This is a genomic window from Psychrobacter luti, assembly GCF_014192115.1.
Classification (GTDB): domain Bacteria; phylum Pseudomonadota; class Gammaproteobacteria; order Pseudomonadales; family Moraxellaceae; genus Psychrobacter; species Psychrobacter luti.
On record NZ_JACHXL010000003.1, the window covers coordinates 194,047 to 214,760 of the forward strand.

At 42.6% G+C, this 20,714-nt stretch carries 18 protein-coding genes; 10 read left to right on the forward strand and 8 right to left on the reverse strand.

The genetic code is table 11. The features are described 5' to 3' along the window. Positions 1-150 precede the first annotated feature (150 nt). Positions 151-879 carry a CHAP domain-containing protein gene (locus tag FHS24_RS07715; protein ID WP_183620388.1) on the forward strand — a complete coding sequence of 243 codons (729 nt, stop codon included), beginning with the start codon at positions 151-153 and terminating at the stop codon, positions 877-879. A gap of 144 nt (positions 880-1,023) precedes the next feature. Here the strand turns inward: FHS24_RS07715 and FHS24_RS07720 are convergent, their stop codons facing one another. Next, positions 1,024-1,944, reverse strand: coding sequence for a DOMON domain-containing protein (locus FHS24_RS07720; RefSeq protein WP_183620390.1), 921 nt, complete (start codon positions 1,942-1,944; stop codon positions 1,024-1,026). A gap of 292 nt (positions 1,945-2,236) precedes the next feature. Next, the gene (locus FHS24_RS07725; RefSeq protein ID WP_183620392.1) at positions 2,237-2,548 is read right to left on the reverse strand and encodes a YhbY family RNA-binding protein; all 312 of its coding nucleotides are present in this window, start codon (positions 2,546-2,548) and stop codon (positions 2,237-2,239) included. Positions 2,549-2,939: 391 nt separating this feature from the next. Between FHS24_RS07725 and FHS24_RS07730 the strand changes: the two genes are divergently transcribed. From FHS24_RS07730 to FHS24_RS07760, 7 genes are all read left to right on the forward strand, one after another. Beyond that, entirely contained in the window at positions 2,940-3,572 is a 633-nt protein-coding gene (locus FHS24_RS07730; protein WP_183620394.1) for an RlmE family RNA methyltransferase, read from the forward strand. A gap of 460 nt (positions 3,573-4,032) precedes the next feature. Continuing rightward, the gene (gene ftsH / locus FHS24_RS07735; RefSeq protein ID WP_320158066.1) at positions 4,033-5,928 is read left to right on the forward strand and encodes an ATP-dependent zinc metalloprotease FtsH; all 1,896 of its coding nucleotides are present in this window, start codon (positions 4,033-4,035) and stop codon (positions 5,926-5,928) included. A gap of 204 nt (positions 5,929-6,132) precedes the next feature. After that, a complete protein-coding gene (gene folP, locus FHS24_RS07740) occupies positions 6,133-7,029 on the forward strand; it encodes a dihydropteroate synthase (RefSeq protein WP_183620398.1) in 897 nt (298 codons plus the stop codon). A 155-nt stretch (positions 7,030-7,184) separates the two neighbouring features. Beyond that, positions 7,185-7,466: an FAD assembly factor SdhE gene (locus tag FHS24_RS07745; RefSeq protein WP_183620400.1), complete on the forward strand. Its 282-nt coding sequence runs from the start codon at positions 7,185-7,187 to the stop codon at positions 7,464-7,466. A 41-nt stretch (positions 7,467-7,507) separates the two neighbouring features. Continuing rightward, positions 7,508-7,966 carry a protein YgfX gene (locus tag FHS24_RS07750; protein WP_183620401.1) on the forward strand — a complete coding sequence of 153 codons (459 nt, stop codon included), beginning with the start codon at positions 7,508-7,510 and terminating at the stop codon, positions 7,964-7,966. Positions 7,967-8,241: 275 nt separating this feature from the next. Continuing rightward, positions 8,242-8,970: a YidB family protein gene (locus tag FHS24_RS07755; protein ID WP_183620403.1), complete on the forward strand. Its 729-nt coding sequence runs from the start codon at positions 8,242-8,244 to the stop codon at positions 8,968-8,970. Between the two features lie 313 nt (positions 8,971-9,283). Continuing rightward, positions 9,284-10,741 carry an anion permease gene (locus tag FHS24_RS07760; protein WP_183620405.1) on the forward strand — a complete coding sequence of 486 codons (1,458 nt, stop codon included), beginning with the start codon at positions 9,284-9,286 and terminating at the stop codon, positions 10,739-10,741. A 26-nt stretch (positions 10,742-10,767) separates the two neighbouring features. On the opposite strand, the gene FHS24_RS07765 is transcribed toward FHS24_RS07760, so the two are convergent. The 3 genes from FHS24_RS07765 to trmB all read right to left on the reverse strand — a co-directional run bounded on the left by FHS24_RS07765 (position 10,768) and on the right by trmB (position 14,860). Continuing rightward, on the reverse strand, positions 10,768-11,826 hold the full coding sequence (locus FHS24_RS07765) for a regulatory protein RecX (protein WP_183620407.1): 1,059 nt from the start codon (positions 11,824-11,826) through the stop codon (positions 10,768-10,770). A gap of 40 nt (positions 11,827-11,866) precedes the next feature. Further along, positions 11,867-12,925 carry a recombinase RecA gene (gene recA / locus FHS24_RS07770; protein WP_183620409.1) on the reverse strand — a complete coding sequence of 353 codons (1,059 nt, stop codon included), beginning with the start codon at positions 12,923-12,925 and terminating at the stop codon, positions 11,867-11,869. 1,062 nt (positions 12,926-13,987) lie between these two features. Further along, positions 13,988-14,860 carry a tRNA (guanosine(46)-N7)-methyltransferase TrmB gene (gene trmB, locus FHS24_RS07775; protein ID WP_183620411.1) on the reverse strand — a complete coding sequence of 291 codons (873 nt, stop codon included), beginning with the start codon at positions 14,858-14,860 and terminating at the stop codon, positions 13,988-13,990. 260 nt (positions 14,861-15,120) lie between these two features. Between trmB and FHS24_RS07780 the strand changes: the two genes are divergently transcribed. Then, on the forward strand, positions 15,121-16,050 hold the full coding sequence (locus FHS24_RS07780) for a DUF2628 domain-containing protein (RefSeq protein ID WP_183620413.1): 930 nt from the start codon (positions 15,121-15,123) through the stop codon (positions 16,048-16,050). Positions 16,051-16,063: 13 nt separating this feature from the next. Here the strand turns inward: FHS24_RS07780 and FHS24_RS07785 are convergent, their stop codons facing one another. Both FHS24_RS07785 and FHS24_RS07790 read right to left on the reverse strand, forming a co-directional pair. Then, complete coding sequence (locus FHS24_RS07785; protein WP_183620415.1) at positions 16,064-17,950, reverse strand: monovalent cation:proton antiporter-2 (CPA2) family protein; 1,887 nt, start codon at positions 17,948-17,950, stop codon at positions 16,064-16,066. A gap of 76 nt (positions 17,951-18,026) precedes the next feature. After that, positions 18,027-18,731: a hypothetical protein gene (locus FHS24_RS07790; protein ID WP_183620417.1), complete on the reverse strand. Its 705-nt coding sequence runs from the start codon at positions 18,729-18,731 to the stop codon at positions 18,027-18,029. A gap of 201 nt (positions 18,732-18,932) precedes the next feature. Between FHS24_RS07790 and FHS24_RS07795 the strand changes: the two genes are divergently transcribed. After that, entirely contained in the window at positions 18,933-19,241 is a 309-nt protein-coding gene (locus FHS24_RS07795) for a hypothetical protein (RefSeq protein WP_183620419.1), read from the forward strand. 129 nt (positions 19,242-19,370) lie between these two features. Here the strand turns inward: FHS24_RS07795 and FHS24_RS07800 are convergent, their stop codons facing one another. Next, positions 19,371-20,564 carry a cation diffusion facilitator family transporter gene (locus tag FHS24_RS07800; RefSeq protein ID WP_183620421.1) on the reverse strand — a complete coding sequence of 398 codons (1,194 nt, stop codon included), beginning with the start codon at positions 20,562-20,564 and terminating at the stop codon, positions 19,371-19,373. Between the last annotated feature and the right edge of the window lie 150 nt (positions 20,565-20,714).

The following is a 20,714-nucleotide window of genomic DNA, read 5'->3' on the forward strand; positions in this document are numbered from 1 at the left end:
TAATAGGTGACAAAATCGATATTCATCATAAACAGCGAGCTTTTGTACTAAGGATTTTATCATGTTTATTTCATGGTCATCTTCCCTAAATTAATTCATGCTTTGTCACGGATGACGAGCAATCCTGTATTCACAATAGGTAGTAAATTTATGAAACAAGCTTTATTAATTTTGTCAGTATTGGGAATGGGTATAGCACAGACGAGTGGTGCTGTCGAAACAACCTTTCAACCAAATAATACCTTGAGTCATACCATCACAAATATCTCTACTTCTGCGAACTACGGTTCAAGTCGCAATATCTATAGCACCAAAAGTGGTGCTTATGTCTCAAGCAATGATGAAATCAGCCAAGCAATCGATAATTTAAGCGCCCATGCCAAGCAAAAAGAATATCAGCTTGCCTCGCTAACTAGCCGCTTGTCTTATGAGCAGCGCCAGCAGCAAGCAAGTTCGGTGCCAGATCGTTATTCTGCACCTGCGATTGCCGCCGCCAATGCTTCACGTGTGGCGCTATCTAGCAGTACTGGTTACTGTGCTCGTTATGTGCGTAAAGCATTACAATCAGCGGGTTATGAATTTACGCCTAACGCTTCGGCTTATCAGTATGCCTCTCGCGGTACATTGGCCCAAGCTGGCTTTACCAAAATCAGTAACAATATGCAGCCACAAGTAGGCGATGTCGTGGTCTATGATCGCACCTCAAGACGCCCACATGGTCATATTCAAATATTTGATGGTAATGATTGGGTTTCTGACTTCCGTCAAAACAGCATTAGCCCATACAGCGGTCATCATAACTATACGACATGGCGTGATTCAAGATACGTCGATGATGCATCAGATCGCGGTATCTACCTTGCAATGGCTGACAAATAAACAGCATCTAGATATAACGTAATTCGAAAGTTTTCTCCGAACCCAGTAATGATCTTTATGACATTACTGGTTTTTTTTGCTTGGCATAATGTGATTGCTATTTAGAGGCGCTTGTTAGTTAAAGAAAATATTTAATTTAAAAAGTTATTTAGCCAGTGCTGTCTGTTTATCAAATACTGACCAATATTGCAGATTGTGGAAATCGGGTGGGGAGGCGTGTTTGGGTGCAAAATATAATGCCATTGTATCAAGCCTTGTACCAAACGTCGTACCAAAGCTTAAAATCACACAAGGATGAATGTAATCAATGGCAGTATCGTCCATATCAATTTTCGCGTTGGATAGTTGGCTTAAGGGCACAGTAAAGCTGCGTTGATAAACATAAGGGTTAGCAGTGCTAGTTTTAGGTGTTAATGAATCGATAGCAGGTTCGATCTGCGCTGATAAGGAGTTTTGCTCTGTGTTTGCAGTGCCATTATTCGCAATGCCATTACTCCCAGGGTAATGGCTGGCTGTCCAGTTAATAAACGCCTGCGTTTGTCCATCAGGTTGTAAAAGCGGCATTGGCGGCAGTGTGACGGGGTTACGATAGCTTCTAAAATGATAAAGCGCATAACGCCCGTCTGGATTGGCATTAATCTCAATATAAGCGCTTGTTTTATTAGCGTCCACTCCATCAATGCCAAGCTCATTAACATCATTTATCGAAGCGCTATCATTTATTAACCTGTCTGTTATTAACCTACCTGCTAAAAAGCACTCAAGGCAAGTTTGCTCCCATAAATAGTCTTTGAAACCTACCTGCGTCGGTTGCCATTTTGACCAGTCTAATTGCGCCGCTAACGATTTAAGTGGCATGGTTACGCGATAATCAAGCTGTAAATGCCACTCTGGCTGCTGAGCGCTTTGGGTTATCTGTGCGGTTTGGGCTATCTGATTTGTTTGAGCTAAGGTTACGATGACTTCTACCTGAATGCTTTGTAAGTCTTCTATCGTCACGCCAAGAGTCTGAGCATCAGCGGCGAGGGTGTCGGTTGCGAGGCATAGATGAAAAATTTGGCTCATAGGTCGATAATATCCGCAGTTTAATAGTATTGAGGACATTTTATAGGCGCTCCGCTATAAGATGAACACAGAGCTACTGGTATGAATTTTGCGCAGCCTCTGTCTACGTAGGCACAGCAACCAAGGAAAATTAACACCAGTAGCGCGTTATAATACTTGTGCTGATTTTATTTAGGACTGACTATAAATAGAAAACAGGAAATAGGTTACAAATAGCATAAAAGCCGCGAGCAAAATGCTGCGCGGCTCTTATTAAATATGATAGAACATAAACTAAGCTGAAAATAACAACTTACTGCGCATGACGAGCAAGGTTTGATAGCTTAGGATTTGCATGTGGGTTTTTACGTAGCAAAAGCGCCATACGACCAATTGAATGAACCAAAGAGGCATTAGCCGCTGCTGCAAGCTGAGCACCGATGACATCGCGTTCTTCTTTCGTGCCAGCTGGGAGCTTTACTTTGATAAGTTCATGATCCGTTAAAGCGCGATCAATCTCTTCAGTAATGCTTGGGGTAATACCTTTGTTGCCAATCATAACGATAGGTTTTAGGTCATGACCAATGCCTTTTAGGCGTTTGATGGTAGCGTTATCGAGTTGCATATAATTCCTAGATGTTGGTAAAAATAAAAGATGGTGCTATTGAGAGCAGATAATGACCATTATAGATAATCTATGGTCATCTTGCATGAGATCAGCAGGATTTTGCACGATTTTACGTGATGAAAATGTTAAACTGAAAGTATGAGTACATTATAAACGCTACGGTCTTATAAAGCAGTGTTTTCACCAAGAGAATTTAACCGTAAAAGGTTACAAGGTGCAGCAAAGGCGCTTAAGCTCTCTAGCAAGATAACTTAGTTAGAAAGCTTAAGCACCTAATAATAGCCATGTTATAGATAATTGTTTTATAAATAGACAGATATTGAATCGTTATAGATAACCACTTTATAAGTCGTTAGCCGTGTTTTGCAAAGCAATAGGAGCAGTCATTTTGGTCACGCGTATTGAAAATAAAAAGTTGTCAAAGAGCAGTAGTGCTTGGATGCAGGAGCACATTGACGATCCTTATGTGAAAAAAGCCCAAATAGATGGCTACCGTGCCCGTGCTGCTTATAAATTGCTTGAGATTAATGAGAAGACCAATCTAATTAAGAAAGGCATGACCGTCGTCGACTTAGGCAGTGCACCGGGTAGTTGGTCGCAAGTTGCTGGTCAACTGGTTGGTGAAAAAGGCGTCTTGATTGCCTCCGATATTTTACCAATGGATACCTTGCCAGACGTCACTTTTATTCAGGGCGACTTTCGCGAGGCAGAAGTGTTCGACCGTATCATGGCAGAAGTGGGCGATAGACAGGTCGATGTGGTGTTGTCCGATATGGCACCGAATACCGCTGGCAATAGTGCTATCGATCAGCCACGCATGATGTATTTATGTGAGCTGGCAGTCGATTTCGCCCTTGCAACCTTACCAGAAGGTGGCGCGCTTATTATGAAAGTGTTTCAAGGCGAGGGTACACAAGAATTACGCAAGCAGATGCAGGCGGATTTTAGTAAAATTCGTAGTATCAAACCGGGCGCTTCACGACCACGCTCAAAAGAGATGTTTTGGATTGCCATCAAGTAGCAGGTATGCAAACCTTTCTATTAAATGGTTTTAAGGTCAATCAGTTGCGCACATTTTCCATATGATGTTATTTCATCATCGAGCGTATTGCTGATTAAAATAAAACCGCTACAATCGTTAACTGAATAAATAGGAATGCTGCTTGAATTATTCAGGTTAGCACCACATATCATGGTATATTAACTTTGTTTTGAATCTATATCGTTTTAAATATATACCTATTAAATCAAGGCTATATTTTAGGCAAAGTTGTTTTAAACAAAGTCGTCTAACAGCAACTGCTTTATTAGCTCAGTTATTTATGTTCGTTTGTATATTGATTTTGCTCGGGGTTTTAAGCTACTTAAATCCAAGCTTGAGCGATAATTTGCAATTGGGCATTGAATAATGAGACATACGTTTGCATATAGACGTCACGTGTTTAATAAACACACCAATAAGTAAGGGATGGGAATAACTAGTGAGCGACATGGTAAAAAATACCTTATTGTGGCTGGTGGTAATCGGCGTTTTAGTGCTGGTGTTTAGCGGCTTTGATCAATCCTCTGAGCCGGATAGCCTTAACTACTCTGAGTTTGTGACCGCTGTGTCAGAAAATCAAGTAGCCAGTGTTGAAATCGATGGCGAGCAAATCACCGGCGAAAAGAAAAATGGCTCATCATTTGAGACCATTCGACCAGCCGTGGCTGACGAACAGCTAATGCCGCTATTGCGTGAAAACCAAGTTGAAGTGCAAGGTACCGCGCCTAAACGTCAAAGTGTCTTAATGCAACTATTGATAGCCAGTTTCCCAATTTTATTAATTATTGGTCTGTTCCTATTCTTTATGCGTAATATGCAGGGCGGCGCTGGCGGTAAAGGCGGTGGCCCGATGAGCTTTGGTAAATCAAAAGCCAAAATGCTGACCGAAGACCAAATTAAGGTTAACTTTGATGACGTTGCTGGCTGTGAAGAAGCCAAAGAAGAAGTCGTTGAAGTCGTTGAGTTTCTGCGTGACCCTGATAAATTTACTAAATTGGGTGCGACGATTCCACGCGGTATCTTGATGGTAGGTCCACCGGGTACGGGTAAGACGTTGCTAGCACGAGCCATCGCTGGTGAAGCTAAAGTACCGTTCTTCTCAATTTCAGGTTCTGACTTTGTTGAGATGTTCGTTGGTGTTGGTGCCTCACGTGTGCGTGATATGTTTGAGCAAGCGAAGAAAAGCGCGCCTTGCATCATCTTTATCGATGAGATTGATGCGGTCGGTCGTCATCGTGGCTCTGGTATGGGCGGCGGTAACGATGAGCGCGAGCAGACATTGAACCAATTATTGGTTGAAATGGATGGCTTTGAAGGCAATGAAGGTGTTATCGTCATTGCAGCGACCAACCGTGCTGATGTACTGGATAAAGCATTGTTACGTCCGGGTCGTTTTGACCGTCAGGTACAGGTTGGTTTGCCAGATATCAAAGGTCGCGAACAAATTCTGAAAGTGCATTTACGTAAATTGCCAAATACCATCGGTGTCGATGCGCACGCATTGGCGCGTGGTACTCCTGGATTTAGTGGTGCGCAGCTTGCTAACCTTGTCAACGAAGCGGCCTTATTTGCCGCGCGTCGTAACAAGCGCAGCGTTGATATGAATGACTTTGAAGATGCAAAAGACAAGTTATATATGGGTCCTGAGCGTAAATCAATGGTCATCCGTGAGGAAGAGCGCCGTGCGACTGCTTATCATGAGGCAGGTCATGCCTTAGTCGCTGAGCTATTACCGGGCACCGACCCTGTGCATAAAGTGACTATTATGCCACGTGGTTTTGCCCTTGGTGTCACATGGCAACTGCCTGAGCACGACCAAACCAGTATGTATAAATCAAAAATGCTCAGTGATATTGCAATTTTATTTGGTGGTCGTATTGCGGAAGAAGTATTTATCAATCAGATGTCAACGGGTGCCTCAAACGACTTTGAACGTGCAACCAAGATGGCACGAGCGATGGTTACTAAATATGGTATGTCAGATGCGCTAGGTATCATGGTCTATGAAGATGATGATAACTCACAAGGCTACTTCGGTGGTGGTGGTCGAACGATTTCAGAAGCGACACAGCAAAAGGTCGATGAAGAAGTGCGCCGTATGTTAGAAGAGCAGTATGACATCGCGCGCGAATTGATTGAAGGCAATCAAGAAAAAATGCATGCAATGGTAGATGCTTTAATGAAATGGGAAACCATTGATCGCGATCAATTGCAGGACATTTTAGCCGGTGAACAACCTCGTCCGCCAAGAGTTTATCAGCATAATGAAGTAAACTTATCGAAAAATGATGTGAAAACTACGAACTCAACACCGCCGCCATTACCAGCGATGTAGTTTCTGGTTTATTAATTTAGTCTTTTAAGATTGCATCTATTTTTGATAGAAAAAGCCCTTTTCAATAAAGGGCTTTTTTGTTGCTACAATTTTATGAAGGCTTTAGGACAGCATAAGATTTGCTGCTATCATAGGCATTATAGCTTGGTAAATTATTGCTGTAGCTAAAACGATTTTACGAATTGAATTTATAATGGATACCTTATGTCATTATTCCACCCTTTACCTAATTATACGGTGATGAGTCGCGATAAAGTATTAGATTTATCACAGCCGCATATTATGGGTATTTTAAATGTTACCCCAGATTCTTTTTCTGATGGTGGGCAGTTTAATGCTGTCGATAGCGCCCTTGTGCATGCTAAAGAGATGATTACCGCAGGTGCAACCCTTATCGATATTGGCGGTGAGTCTACACGCCCAAACGCGCAAGCCGTGGCGACTAGCGATGAAATACAGCGCGTTGTTCCAGTGGTTAAAGCAATTCGTCAGCAGCTAGGTGATGGCATATGGTTGTCAATTGATACCAGTAATCCAGCGGTTATGCAGGCAGCTTTTGACGAAGGTGCAGATATTTGGAATGATGTACGAGCGCTTAAGCGTGACGGTGCCGCAGAATTAGCGGCAAAGCTTGATATACCTGTCATGCTTATGCATATGCGCGGTGAGCCGACGACAATGAATAATTTGGCACAGTACGACGATGTAATTAAAGACGTCAGTGCCGAGCTAGCAGCGCGTATCGATGAGGTAACGAGTGCCGGCGTTAAGCGTGAGAAAATTATTATCGATCCAGGTTTTGGCTTTGCAAAAGACTATGAGCATCATTGCGCTTTATTAAGCCAGCTGACACGATTGCAAGCACTGGGATTACCAATGATGTTTGGTATTTCACGAAAGCGCTTTTTAGCAGAAGTGCTGACTAAAAGTGGAGTCGAAGCCGTTGCTACTACCCAAGCGCTAGAGCGTGATGCAGTCGGAACGGCTGCTGGAATTTTTGCGCTGCAGCAGGGTGCTAGCATTATCCGTACCCATAATGTCGCTATGATGCAGCAAGCTGTGGCATTATGGCAGCAATTATCGACTTATCATCAAAGCTAATAGCCTAATAGCTTTTCATAAAATAGTTTTTATAAGAAAGCTTTTTATAAACGACATCTTTGTAAATACAGCTTAATCCTATTATTTATTAACCTTACTATTTATCTAAATGCCTATTCAGTCAAATAGCCCTTTTAACCTGTGAGAACACTTTTATGACGACTAGTAATCAACCAGAACCCACCCTCGAGCAACGCCGCATTATTTATCAAGCACGCCGCGGATTAAAAGAATTAGACTTTTATATTGACCCTTATATTAAAGAGTTATATTTAACTGCTGACCCGAGTGAGCAAGCGACTTTTGCAGAAATGCTAACTCATGAAGACCCTGATTTATTGGACTACTTTACCAACCAAAGCCGTCCAGAAAATGAGGCCATATGGGATTTGGTCAATAAAATTAAAACATGGCGCCATAGTAAAGACTTGACGTAATCATTTAAACTGTTGTTTTAAGTATGCTTGGAGATTCAACTATGATATCGCCAACCTCGCTACGTATTGATACTCCTATCAAGCCTGCAAGCTATTTGCGCCTGTTATTTTATATGCTCTTAGCAGGTGTGATGGTGATATTGGCAGGACTTGCGTCATTGGCGTTGTGGCAATATGTACTCGTATTTGTGGTTAGCGTCGCCGTCGTCAGCTACTTGGCGTTATCGCGCCCGATGTTATTGCATCTAAGCCAGCCGCCATTGGATAAAAGCGTTTATCAGCATTGGCAATTACTCATGCGTAGCAGTCGCGGTGATGCCTTATGGCAAGCACAGCTTACTACGGTTACAAGTTATCAGTGGGTTATATGCTTAAGCTTTATTGTCACAGAGCCTTATCAGCGCCATTTATCAGTAACGGTATTTCAGGATCAAGTCAGTGCAGAACACTGGCGCGAATTAACGATTTTGGCAAACACCATTTCTCATAAAACCGCGTAAATAAGGCCAGTCTTATACGTTTTACTGGCATTCCTTTCATCTGTTTTCTTGTTAATCGCTAACGATATACTACATCCCATAACAAAATGCCTATCTAGATATCGAAAGAGATTTGCTATATTGCAATGGAGCGTCAATAGCTAATTTATCTTAGTGAGTTTTTACAACGATTTGTTATAACCACTTGCCATACTTTTGGTAAATGGTTATTTGCATGAGTTAACTGGATAAAAAGCTTTTGATGAAGAATTTTTTATAATAAAAAGGAATCGATTATGAGTTTATTAGGGAATTTAGTGAGCCAAGTGGCACGCAGTGCCATGGACCCAGAAGATGCGAAGCGCAATCCGGTCAATCAACGTATCAATCCACGCCGTACTGGCGGATTAGGGGATATCTTGGGTGGCGTATTGGGCGGTGGTAATCAGCCGAGTGGCTACAATCCGCAGCAGTATGAGCGCCGCGCTGATAATGGGTTTGGTTTAGACGATATCATTGGCGGGCTCACAGGGGCCAACCAACGCGGTGGTATGAGCTCTGGTGCTGGTGGACTGGGTGATATTTTAGGTAGTGTATTGGGTGGTCAGGCGACTGGCGGTCGAACTTCTAGAAGTGGCTTTGGTGGTAAGGGTATGCTAATTGCTGCGCTTATGCCTATGGTGCTCAGTTGGATCAAACGTAATGGTGGTTTAAGCGGCGCTTTATCAAAAATCACCGGTATGGGCTATGATAATCAAGCGCGTTCTTGGATGAGTAATCAAGAAGCCAATGACAATCTGGACCCTAATGAAATTACCCGTTTATTTGATGAAAGTGAAATCCAGCAGGTAGCCACACATACTGGCGCAAATGAGATGGAAGTACGCCAAGGTCTCGCTGAGCTGTTACCTGAAGTGATGAATCAATTGACGCCCAATGGTAATTTGGATAATGAACCAGAAGCCAATGAAGAGATTGATCAAATTATGAATCAGTTATCCAGTCGTTTAGGGACGTTGAAATAATTGACCACTTTGAAATTCAATATGATCAAATATCAACTTTAGCCAAAATATCATAAAAAAGGAGCGCTTTTGATAAAGTGCTCCTTTTTTATGCCCAATGATTTAACGCTATTATTAATAACTTATCTCTGTATATTTATGCTGTATGCTCAATAAATATGTTAAAAATGGTCAACAATAAAAAAATGGTTATATATATCTTATAAGATGTTCATATGACCCATGTGTTTTCCCTATCGCAGTTACTATTTCGATAGCATTTCATACGACATGATTGTGTGATTTTATAAGCATTCATAAGGATATATTTCTCATGCCATTTAAACCTATTCAAGCAGCGATTGCCATTGTAGTTGGTTTAATCATCTGGTTTGTTATTCCGGTACCAAATGGAGTCACACCCGAAGCGTGGCATATGCTGGCTTTATTTATTGCTACTATTGTCGCTATCATTGGTAAGGTGTTACCCATCGGCGCGATTGCCATTATTGCCGTCACCTTGGTGGCGCTTACTGGGGTGACCAATGAGAGTCCAAAAGAAGCCATCGCTGATGCTTTATCAAGCTACTCAAGTCCTCTGATTTGGCTGATCGGTATCGCCGTGATGATATCGCGTGGCTTGATTAAAACGGGTTTAGGTCGGCGTATCGCGTATTATTTTATCTCTATTTTTGGTAAAAAAACCATCGGGGTTGCGTATTCTTTAACCGCTGCAGAGCTGATGATAGCGCCTATTACGCCTTCTAATACCGCTCGAGGCGGCGGTATTATTCACCCAATTATGAAGTCGATTGCGCAAAGCTTTCATTCGACGCCAGAAGAGGGCACTCAAAATAAAATTGGCCGCTACTTAGCTATGGTTAACTACCATGCAAATCCGATTACGTCGGGCATGTTTATTACCGCCACTGCACCAAATCCATTGGTGGTGGATTTGGTCAATAAGGCAACAGGTAGTGAGATTCAGCTGTCATGGACGACGTGGGCAGTGGCTATGTTCATACCAGGAATGTTGTGTTTATTATTAATGCCACTGGTGATTTATCTGATTTATCCGCCCGATGTTAAGGTAACGCCTGATGCGAAAAAGTTTGCTACAGACAATCTAACTGAGATGGGGCAGGTAAGTTTGCATGAAAAAATCATGTTGGGTGTCTTTGCACTGATGCTGATATTATGGGCCAATATTCCAGCGCTGATTTTTGGTGAACAGTTAAGTGTTGATGCCACTACTACCGCGTTTATAGGTTTGACGACCTTGATACTGACTGGTGTTTTAACTTGGGATGATGTGCTCAAAGAAAAATCGGCATGGGATACCATTATTTGGTTTGGTGCTCTGATTATGATGGCATCATACCTTAATAAACTCGGTCTCATTAGCTGGTTCTCAGGCAACATCGAATCAATGATTGGCATGATAGGAGTCGGTTGGGTTGGTGCTGTGGTTATTTTGACTTTGGTATATCTCTATATTCATTATTTCTTTGCCAGTACCACCGCGCATATTACCGCGCTGTTTGCCGCTTTTTATGCGGTCGGATTAAGCTTAGGCGCACCGCCGATGTTATATGCGCTTATTTTAGCGGCAGCCGGTAATATCATGATGACGCTTACCCATTATGCAACCGGTACTGCGCCTGTTATTTTTAACTCAGGCTATGTGACATTAGGAGAGTGGTGGAGTATTGGTGCCATTATGAGTGTGGTTAATTTGGTCGTATGGATTGGCGCAGGCTTGGTTTGGTGGAAGCTGCTTGGTTATTATTAATGGTTAATAATGATCGCTTAAACGAGCTAAAAGCGCTCATCTAAAGTCTCCAGAGTATAATTTAGCGCTTCAAAGCAAATATCGGTATTAAAGCCGCGATATTGTAAAAACCGTAGCTGGCGTGCTTTGTCTTTTTGTTCAGTCGGTATATCATCGCCGTATTTTTTGGTGCGTGCGCTGACTGCCAGTTTTAGCCAGTCAATGCCTTCAACTAAATTATCGGCGCTGTCATCTATAAACTCGCTAAATTCTTCTGATTCGGCATTCGCCATATCAATAAGCTCATCGATATTACCGGGCATAGCAATTTTTTTACGATAAAACTCCTGCTTGATACGCCCGCGTCCGCGCCCTTTGCGGATATTTTCACGTATAAGCATAAGAGTAGTGCGGTAATCGCTTTGATAACCTTTTTCTTCAAACTCATCGAGAAGGGCATCGATTTTGTCTGGGTCTTGCTCTTTATCAAGCAGCTTTTGCTTAAGCTCAGCCTTACCGTATTCACGGCGTGATAAATAATAAAATGCTAACCAACGTAAGCGGCTTTCCGCTTTGATAGCGTCAATTTCCGCTTGTTTCTGTTCAGGAGTGCGTAAATACGCTTTGAGCGCAGAAGGTAGGTTGTCGAGGTCTGCTTGATGGCTTTCAGCAAACTCTTTTTGATGCTTGTCACTGTTTATAGGATTGTCATGAACGTTATTCTTAACTTCAGCGAGCATCTGCTTAATACTTTGAGCTTCTGGAGGCTGATAAGCAGGCACATCACTAAGCTCAGGGATAAAGTTAACCGCAGGATGAAAACGCTTTTTACGTTTCTTGGATTTAGAAGGATTTTTGTTAGTAGAAGAGTGAGCGTCAACTGGTTCTACCTCAAAGCCATAGTCATCAGATAACGAATAATCTTCACTAGAGTAGGTTGAATGCTTGCGCGTCTTAGCTATTTTTTTAGGCTTATCTTGATAGGAATGCTGAGAATGTTTGACAGATTCAGAAGATTTGATAGGTTTTTTTGCTTTGATGTTAGGGCTACTCGCTGAATCGGCGTCCGATTCAGCGAGTATTTCAGCTAAGGTTTTAATTTTCATAACAAGTCATGATCATTGATAACGGTGAATAAGTAAGCCGCTACTGTACAGGTTCAGAAGCCAGCTCTTCATTGGCTTCGTTAATATCTGTGGCTTTAGCGGTCTTTTTCGACCCAAGCTTTTCCTCACGGATTTTGGCTTCGATTTCCTGTGCAATCGCAGGGTTTTCTTTTAAGAACAGCACAGAATTGGCTTTACCTTGACCGATTTTTTCATCGCCATAGCTATACCAAGAGCCAGCTTTGCCCACTGCACCAATCTCAACACCCAAGTCAATCACTTCTGCTAAATGGTTGGTACCTTCGCCATAAGTAATTTCAAATTCAGCCTGACGGAAAGGTGGTGCCATCTTGTTTTTGATGACTTTAACACGGGTTTGGTTACCGATGATTTCATCACCGTTTTTAACCGCACCGATACGGCGGATATCCATACGTACCGAGGCGTAGAACTTAAGCGCGTTACCACCAGTTGTGGTCTCAGGGCTACCGAACATCACACCAATTTTCATACGAATTTGGTTAATAAACACCACCATACAATTTGAGCGTTTGGCGTTACCGGTAATTTTACGTAGCGCTTGGCTCATTAGACGTGCTTGCAGACCCATGTGTGAGTCGCCCATCTCGCCTTCAATCTCCGCGCGCGGCGTCAACGCAGCCACGGAATCAATGACAATCATATCAACCGCCCCAGAACGCACTAGCATGTCGGTGATTTCAAGCGCTTGCTCACCATTATCAGGCTGAGAGAGCAGTAGGTCATCAGTATTGACGCCAAGCTTGCGCGCATAAACTGGATCTAGTGCATGCTCAGCATCGATGAAGGCGCAGACACCGCCTTGCTTTTGGCATTCTGCAATTGCTTGCAAGGTCATGGTAGTTTTACCCGAGCTTTCTGGACCGTAAATCTCAACGATACGGCCTTTTGGTAAACCGCCAATGCCAAGCGCAATATCTAGACCCAATGAGCCTGTTGATACTACATCTACGTCCATAATGGCTGAGTCATCGCCTAGGTGCATGATGGTATTTTTACCAAACTGCTTTTCGATTTGACCAAGGGCTGCTTTGAGGGCTTTGGCTTTATTTTCGTCCATATAGGACTCCTTGTTATTAATAATAAGTGTGCTGATTATTTAGAACTGCTCGTCACAAACCACTTGCTCAATGGGGTAGCTTACAGGCTCAGTCGTCAGTAAGAGATGTTTTCAAGCAAAGTTGAAGTGGCTACAAATATTAGGTTTCAGACGGTGATATCGAATATATCACCCTACTATACAGTAAAATTCAATAATGAGAAAAGCAAAAAAAAGTTCATAAATTTTGCTAGTAAGTAAGCATGATAATAGCAGTGAGCTCAGTTAACACGTGATTTTCACATATTTTTTAAGCTAATCTGTTTTATATCACTGTTGATTAGATAAGGCAATTATAACAAAATCCAAGGCCAATATTGAGGGTGCTAAGAGGCTAAACGACAGTGAGTGTCGTATGATGTTCTATTCGAATATTTATAAAACAGGCTTATTTTAACTTTCAGTTTCGAACTTGATGATAGGGTCATTTGTCAATATATTTATGAGTTGTCCACAATAAAAAAGGTGTTTTTATTGAGTGCTTGTGAAACATCCATAACGGTTAAATTTATTTTAAAAATTTTAAAAATATATTACTTTGCTTTCAAATTTTGTCTAAGTAGTTGATTTTAAATGTTTTAAAAATTGTACAAAAAATGAACGATTTTACCTAACCCTTTAAGCTGCCTAGGGAAATACTTGTCAAGTGGCGACTTATACACAGGGTTATCCACAGCTTATGGGGAGAACTCACGAAGCCCTTATGCTATCAATGTTTGCGCAGATATGAAATATTGCATGCAAGCCAAATATAGGCTATTTCTGTTTTTGCAACTTTAAATTTAGTCATAAAATTGCTGTCTAATGCCTATGTTTCACATATTGCTAGCGGGTATCTAGTGGATATAGAGCACGCATTTAAAGGCTTTAACGATTTAAAAGTAGCTAGCACAACGCGCGACGCCTTATATATCAACAGATAAAGTAGGGCAGGAGAGATATTCAGCCACAAAAAAACGGCTAAGTACTTTTTCAGTATCTTAGCCGCTATAGGGCAATATCGCTAGGGTAGTGCTATCGAGATTAGTCTTTGATATAGATTAAATCCCAAACACCATGTCCGCGCTCTAAACCGCGGCGCTCAAACTTGGTCATTGGACGAAAGTCAGGACGGTCGGTGAAATTACCGGCGCCTGCTTGATTGGTCAGCCCTACAAAACCATCCAACACTTCAACCATCCAAAAGGCATAATGCTCCCAGTCAGTCGCCGTATGGAACCAGCCGCCTTGCTTTAAGCTGCGCGTGACAATCGCCATGCGCTCAGGACTGACAAATCGGCGTTTATAATGGCGCTTTTTTTGCCATGGGTCAGGGAAGTAAAGCTGGATACGATCAATATGGTTTTCTGGTAGCTGTTTCAGCAATTGAATAGCATCACCGTTAATGATTTTAACGTTGGTTAAACCTTGCGTACCTGCCATATAAGCGCATTTACCGATACCTGGCTCATGGACTTCGACACCAACGAAATTGCGCGTCGGCTCAGCAGCGGCCATCTCGATAAATGAATCACCCAAGCCAAAACCAATCTCTACCGTAAGGGGCGCGTCACTGCCGTTAAGGCTATCTGCGAATAACGCGCGCAAATCGTTAATGCCATCAAGATTGCCATCACCAAAACTGTTATTGGCTAAATAATGCGCAAACTCTGGCGCAGTCAGTGCCAGTTCGGCATTTTTATTCATATGCGTACGGCGTTTCATAAAGGTATTAACGATACGAATATGTTTGTCCGTTACATGCTCATTCTGGCTGCTAGTATCGGCATCCATGCTAGTTACAGTATCAGTTATAGCGTGAGTTTCAGGGTTCATAGGGTTAAGGCTATTAGGGTTTTGCTCATCAGTAGTATTAGCACCATTGATGTTGTCATTGATATCAGGATGTTGACTCATAGGATTAACAAGGCTTAATTAGGTGGGTAAAGTTGCTTCATTATAAGTGAAATCGTGACTAGTGTGAACGGACAATCCACTTTTAGTAAGTTTGCCATATATTCTATGTATCACTACGGTTTCTCTAGGGTATACAAGGCCATAGACGATTTTTCTTTATAAAGATTGCATATATATGGGTTTTCTATAACTGGCTTTTGGCGTTATCATATAATATATCTTTGATACTGTATTTTTGAGAATCTATAGAGCAGACTGCCATGTTATTTATCGAGACAGATTCGCCGCCCCCTTTTTATCAAGAACAGCTAACGCCTGAAAAGCGTCAGCAGCTTGATAAATGGTTTATCAGTCAGCGTAGCCAGTCATATTATCTTAAGCGCTTTGAGGCGTTTGATAAGCAAGGATATCTGTCGCCAAAATGGCATTGGGCCGCATTTTTTGTCACTTTTCCTTGGCTGCTGTATCGTAAGCGTTATATGGATGCGATTGTTTACAGCGTCGCAGGTTGGTCGTTTATTCAGCTTAATGTAGCGTTGGTGTTAGTAGCGTTTGAATTTGTGGCGATGCCTTATATTACCGATGCTTATCAGATGGGCATACGTATCGTTATTGCGGCACTGATATGGCTGTTTTGGTCGGTCATGGTTGCACGCTGGACGGACGCTTATTATTACCGTATGGCAAGGCGTGAGATTGCTGATTCTATCAATGACTATCCACGCGATGAGGCAGCACAAAAAGCGCATTTAAAAAAAGAAGGTGGGGTTAGCTTATTTGGCTTGGGCTTGGGCTTTGGGTTTTTTGCCTTTGCTTTAATGGTAATAAAGGTGCAGTTTTTACCCATTGTCGCTAAGCCTAAAGAAAATGAAGTATTGTTTGATGCTTACGATACGGCTAAAACTGCGCAAAATCGTGTGGCACTGGCATATCGGAAAACAGGGCAGTGTCCTAGTAATCTTACTTTAGATATGGGCACAAAGCAGGTACATATCGATATTGATACCAAAGCCGCGGGCGTGCCAGCAACAGACTGCGCAGTCCTAGCTACCATCCAGAACGTTAAGTTCCCGATTCGCTACTTAAATGAGCAGACGCTGGTCTTTTATCATGTGCCCGATAGCGATAATTGGAACTGTATGACCTCATTAAATAAAAGACAGGCGCCTAAAGGTTGTAATGAGAACTAAAAGTTTTTGACACTTAAGGTTTAGAGTCAGTGGCCAGATCATCTTTATCATCCACTGGTATCGCTTGGCTCTTTAAGGCCTCATAAAAATCAGTCAAATCCATTTTACGGGCTTTATCGATATCCTCATCAAATAAGCTTTCAAGCTCTGCCATCGCTGACTGTGCTGACTCAATCATGCTAGCTTCATCACCATAAATGGCTTGCTGACGTTCTATCAAATCATCATCATAATCACGGAAAGTCTGTACCGTTTCGCGCGCCTTTTCTGGTGAAATACCGAGTAATTGTAATGATTCGCGCGACATATCTAAAGATGATAAATAGGTTTCCCGCCAAATATGACGCACACCGACTTCACGCAGGCGATAATAGTGCTGGCGGTCACGGGCGCGTGCTAAGACAATCATATCAGGATAGTTTTTACGCAAATATTGGGCGGTAGTGATAGAACGCTCTAAATCATCGATGGCGAGAATAAAGACGCGCGCTTTTTTAATGCCGGCAGCGCGTAATATCTCGGGGTTTTTTGGATCGCCATAATAGACTTGGTTACCAAACTTACGCACGAAATCGACGCGATTTGCCGAGCGTTCAATGGCGGTAAATTCGATATTATGCATACGCAGCACACGACCAATAATCTGACCAACGCGCCCAAAACCGGCAATAATCACCTGATGCTCATGATCAGGAATGGCATCGTACTCGCGGCTTGGTTTGCTTTTAGCAAATATTGGCTCACCGATTTTTTCTAAGAGTAAAAATGCCAGTGGCGTCAGTGCCATAGAAATGGTGACGATAAGATTTAAAGTATTGGCAAGCTCAGGACGCAACACATTTTGCGCCGTAGCAACACTAAATAAGACAAAAGCAAACTCACCACCTTGAGCAAGGGTCACGCCCAATCTAATGCTGGTTGGCCAGCGATTGCCTGATATTTTGGCAATGGCGGTAATAACACCGAATTTAATCACCATCAATGCCATGGCACAGCCGATGATAAACACAGGCTTTGCTAAGATGAGTTTGACATCGGTAAGCATCCCGACCGACATAAAAAACAGCCCTAGCAGCAGCCCTTTAAAAGGCTCGATACTGGCTTCTAACTCATGACGATACTCAGAATCCGCCAGCAATACGCCGGTTAAAAAAGCGCCTAATGCCATCGATAGACCGATTTGCCCCATCAAAATAGACACGCCCATGACGATAAATAAAGCGACTGCGGTTAAGAGTTCTGATGCGCCACTAGATGCCACAAATTTAAAGAAAGGTCGAATGATATAACGGCTGGCAAAGATGAGTCCGGCGAAGACGGCAAAAACTTTACCAAAATAAATCAAATCGTAGCTCTGTTCGCGCACCCCTGACAAAAACGGAATGACAGCTAATAAAGGGATAACGGCAATATCTTGGAATAATAAAATCGTAAAGGCTTCACGGCCGTGGGTACTTGAAAGCTGCTGTTTTTCTGTCAGTATTTGTAGCACAAAAGCAGTCGATGATAGGGCCAGACCAAACCCGACGATAAAAGCAGTATCAAGTGGCAAGGCAAAAAACTGATGTAATAGCCACATTAATAGCGTGCCGGTCAGACCGACTTGTAAACCACCAAGGACGAATATTGAACGCCGTAGCGCCCATAATCGCGAAGGTTGTAGCTCAAGGCCGATAATAAACAACAGCATGACCACGCCAAACTCAGAAAAGTGTAATAAGCTTTCTGCATCGCCTGCAACATCTAAACCACTGGGGCCTAATATCAATCCTGTGATGAGATAACCTAAAACCGTCGCGATGCCAAAACGTTTACCAAGGGGTACAAAGAGCAGGGCTGCTCCCAAGAAGATGGTAGCTTGTAACATTAAATTTGGTGAGCCGGCGGCGGCAGCGAGCATCTGGAATCCTTAGCAGTAACGATAAAATCAGCAGTACAACGGGGTAGATCAATAATCAAAAAATTTTGAACATCGTTTATTTCTTATGGTAAATCTTCCACACGCCATTATCTGCCAGCGGATTACTATAAGCATCGTTACGGCGCTTACGCGGTGTCTGTCGACTGTCGACGATTTTAAAATCGGGCAGCGCATGAACAATAAGCCCCGTTCGATAAAAGCGTACGCGCTCAGGCTCTAGCATCTCGCCCTTGCTATCACGGCAAAATACATACGCACGCAAATCAATAAATTCACGATGCGCCACCAAACGCGCTTCATCATCATTATCAAATACGGCGCTCATAAGCGCAATTTCATCAGCGCTGTAATCGCCACATTTATCAGTAAGCGCACCGACCGATCCAAAGCTTTTGGATTCTTTGGCACGGGTCTTGGTTAGATGGAGTCTTTGCACATGGTAGATAAATTGCGGTATCTCAAGGCTGGCTGGTAGCGGCAGATAATCAGGCGGTAGGTTGGCCGCCGGATAAAACGCCATCGCACGCTCAAGCAGATTATGCCAACGCTGCTGATAGGCTTGGACTTCGGCTAAATTGCCTTCATAAATCGGCATATCACGAATTTGACGCAAAATGTCAGGCGGAAACTGCTCGTCTCGAAAGCTGGCAATATCTTCTTGCAGCGTTGATAACAATGCCTTGGCATGCTTTTTACCCTCGCTTGAGATAGGGTCATCAATGTAGCTTGGAGCAACGAAAGGAGCGGAGCGTCTCGACATGGCAAAAGGTCATCAATTGATTATGAATAAGGGTTTTAAGCCCTAAGTATACAGAATTTATATGAAAAATATGGCGGCGCGGCCAAATTTTCCATTATTTTTAACATGCTCTTACAATGATAAAAATCTGCGTGATATAAGCTTATTTGCAATAAAGATTTTTTATTTATCTTTTTTAAGCCACTTTTTAGGAGATTCTTTATGAATCGTCATTTACCTTCTTCGTTGATTTACGATAATTGGCGTGGCTTATTAAGCATCTTTGGCAAAATAATTTTAGGGATTGTTGGTGTAGGACTGGCGCTGTTATTTGGATTTTGGTTATTGCTTGCTTCCAATATGGGACCGGCTTATCTGCCAAACATTCTGGGCGGCGCGCTAGATTTTTGGATTCGCATGATGTTGTTAGGATTGGGATTAGGTATTTGGCTAATAACAGCACTTTGGATAATTTGGCTGGTGCTGCGTTATGGCCAGCACTTTATAAAGAGTTACTTTATAAAACGCTAATTGATAAAACGTCGCTCATAACTGACAACCAGATAGGCGACGTATTAATTGATAATTGCATGAAGGATAGCGTTTTAACATTTGGTTTTAATGTCTAATGATCCATATTTTATTATTAATGTCATATGCTTAATGGTTGTGACCAATATGACTGTTAGCATCAGTCGGCTGCTGTGAGATATCGCAAACTAAGGCATCGCTATGCGTCTTATTTTGCGGATGCGCTAAGCTTTCAACTTGAATGGTCGCGTGGTGAATATCAAGTTCAAGGAGGCTTTTCTCTAAATTGGTAATCAAGATGCTAGACTCATAAATACTCATTTCGCCATCGACGACCACGTGACATGATAGGGCGTTGAGACCACTGGTGATACTCCAAACATGCAGGTCATGGACTTGGCGTACTTGTGGATGGGCAAGCAGTTTGTCCTCGACCTCCACCAGCGATATGCCCTCTGGTGTGCCTTCCATCAAGATATGTACCGAATCGCGGACGACGCGGTAACCACTAAATAAAATCAATATGGCGACAATCACCGAGGCCGCCGCATCCGCCCAAACCCAGCCAAAACTCATCATCAAAAGCGCAGCAACGATAGCGGCAACGGATCCCATCAAATCGCTCAAGACATGCAAATAAGCACTTTGCATATTCAGATTGACCGGTGCTTTACTCTCATTTTTCCCTTGACTGTCCTTGTTACTGCCAGCATGACTGTGACCATGCGCATCTCCGCCGCGACTGCCGCGGTGCATCAGCCAAGCGACTAAAATATTGACCAACATACCAATGGTAGCAACGATAAGCATACCTTGGGTCGCAATCTCAGGCGGCGAATTAAAGCGCTTAATCGCCTCATAAAAAATCATGATGGCAATAATAACCAGCGTCGCACCATTGACCGTCGCCACTAAAATCTCAAAGCGTTTATAACCAAAGGTTTTTTGATGGGTGGCGGCTTTTTCACCAATTTTAAATGCCATTAACGTCGCGCCAAGGGCCACGGCGTCACTGAGCATATGACCAGCATCAGACAGCAGCGCCAAACTACCAGTGAGCCAGCCGCCGATGGCTTCGACAAACATATAGGCAGTAATAATGATAAAACTAAATAGCAAGGTACGCTGATAGCCTTTGGTATCGCGTGGTGCAACCGTCTGTTCCAGGTGTTCATCGTGGTCATGATTGTCTTGATTATCGTCAGTATAACTGTCCTTACTATAATGACCTTCTTCATCCTTTTGACCGTGCTTATGGTTATCAGCCGCATCCTCCTCATGAGAATGGTCATGTTTTTCAGGTTTTGGGTGGTTTTGATTCATAACAACACTCAGGATGATAAAAGATAAGATTGATTATTTGTAAAGCTGTGGTTGCTGTATACAAACCAGACAGATATAAATAATTTAGCATATTTAATAAATGCTTGCTGTATCTAGGCGGTAAACGATGAATTACCGATTTTGAATAGC

Coding starts and splice junctions, on each gene's coding strand:
- trmB (WP_183620411.1), bottom strand. CDS start 14,860: ATGAGTCAACATCCTGATATCAATGACAACATCAATGGTGCTAATACT.
- FHS24_RS07800 (WP_183620421.1), bottom strand. CDS start 20,564: ATGAATCAAAACCACCCAAAACCTGAAAAACATGACCATTCTCATGAG.
- FHS24_RS07780 (WP_183620413.1), top strand. CDS start 15,121: ATGTTATTTATCGAGACAGATTCGCCGCCCCCTTTTTATCAAGAACAG.
- FHS24_RS07725 (WP_183620392.1), bottom strand. CDS start 2,548: ATGCAACTCGATAACGCTACCATCAAACGCCTAAAAGGCATTGGTCAT.
- FHS24_RS07715 (WP_183620388.1), top strand. CDS start 151: ATGAAACAAGCTTTATTAATTTTGTCAGTATTGGGAATGGGTATAGCA.
- FHS24_RS07750 (WP_183620401.1), top strand. CDS start 7,508: ATGATATCGCCAACCTCGCTACGTATTGATACTCCTATCAAGCCTGCA.
- FHS24_RS07755 (WP_183620403.1), top strand. CDS start 8,242: ATGAGTTTATTAGGGAATTTAGTGAGCCAAGTGGCACGCAGTGCCATG.
- FHS24_RS07745 (WP_183620400.1), top strand. CDS start 7,185: ATGACGACTAGTAATCAACCAGAACCCACCCTCGAGCAACGCCGCATT.
- folP (WP_183620398.1), top strand. CDS start 6,133: ATGTCATTATTCCACCCTTTACCTAATTATACGGTGATGAGTCGCGAT.
- FHS24_RS07765 (WP_183620407.1), bottom strand. CDS start 11,826: ATGAAAATTAAAACCTTAGCTGAAATACTCGCTGAATCGGACGCCGAT.
- FHS24_RS07795 (WP_183620419.1), top strand. CDS start 18,933: ATGAATCGTCATTTACCTTCTTCGTTGATTTACGATAATTGGCGTGGC.
- FHS24_RS07790 (WP_183620417.1), bottom strand. CDS start 18,731: ATGTCGAGACGCTCCGCTCCTTTCGTTGCTCCAAGCTACATTGATGAC.
- FHS24_RS07760 (WP_183620405.1), top strand. CDS start 9,284: ATGCCATTTAAACCTATTCAAGCAGCGATTGCCATTGTAGTTGGTTTA.
- recA (WP_183620409.1), bottom strand. CDS start 12,925: ATGGACGAAAATAAAGCCAAAGCCCTCAAAGCAGCCCTTGGTCAAATC.
- FHS24_RS07785 (WP_183620415.1), bottom strand. CDS start 17,950: ATGCTCGCTGCCGCCGCCGGCTCACCAAATTTAATGTTACAAGCTACC.
- FHS24_RS07720 (WP_183620390.1), bottom strand. CDS start 1,944: ATGAGCCAAATTTTTCATCTATGCCTCGCAACCGACACCCTCGCCGCT.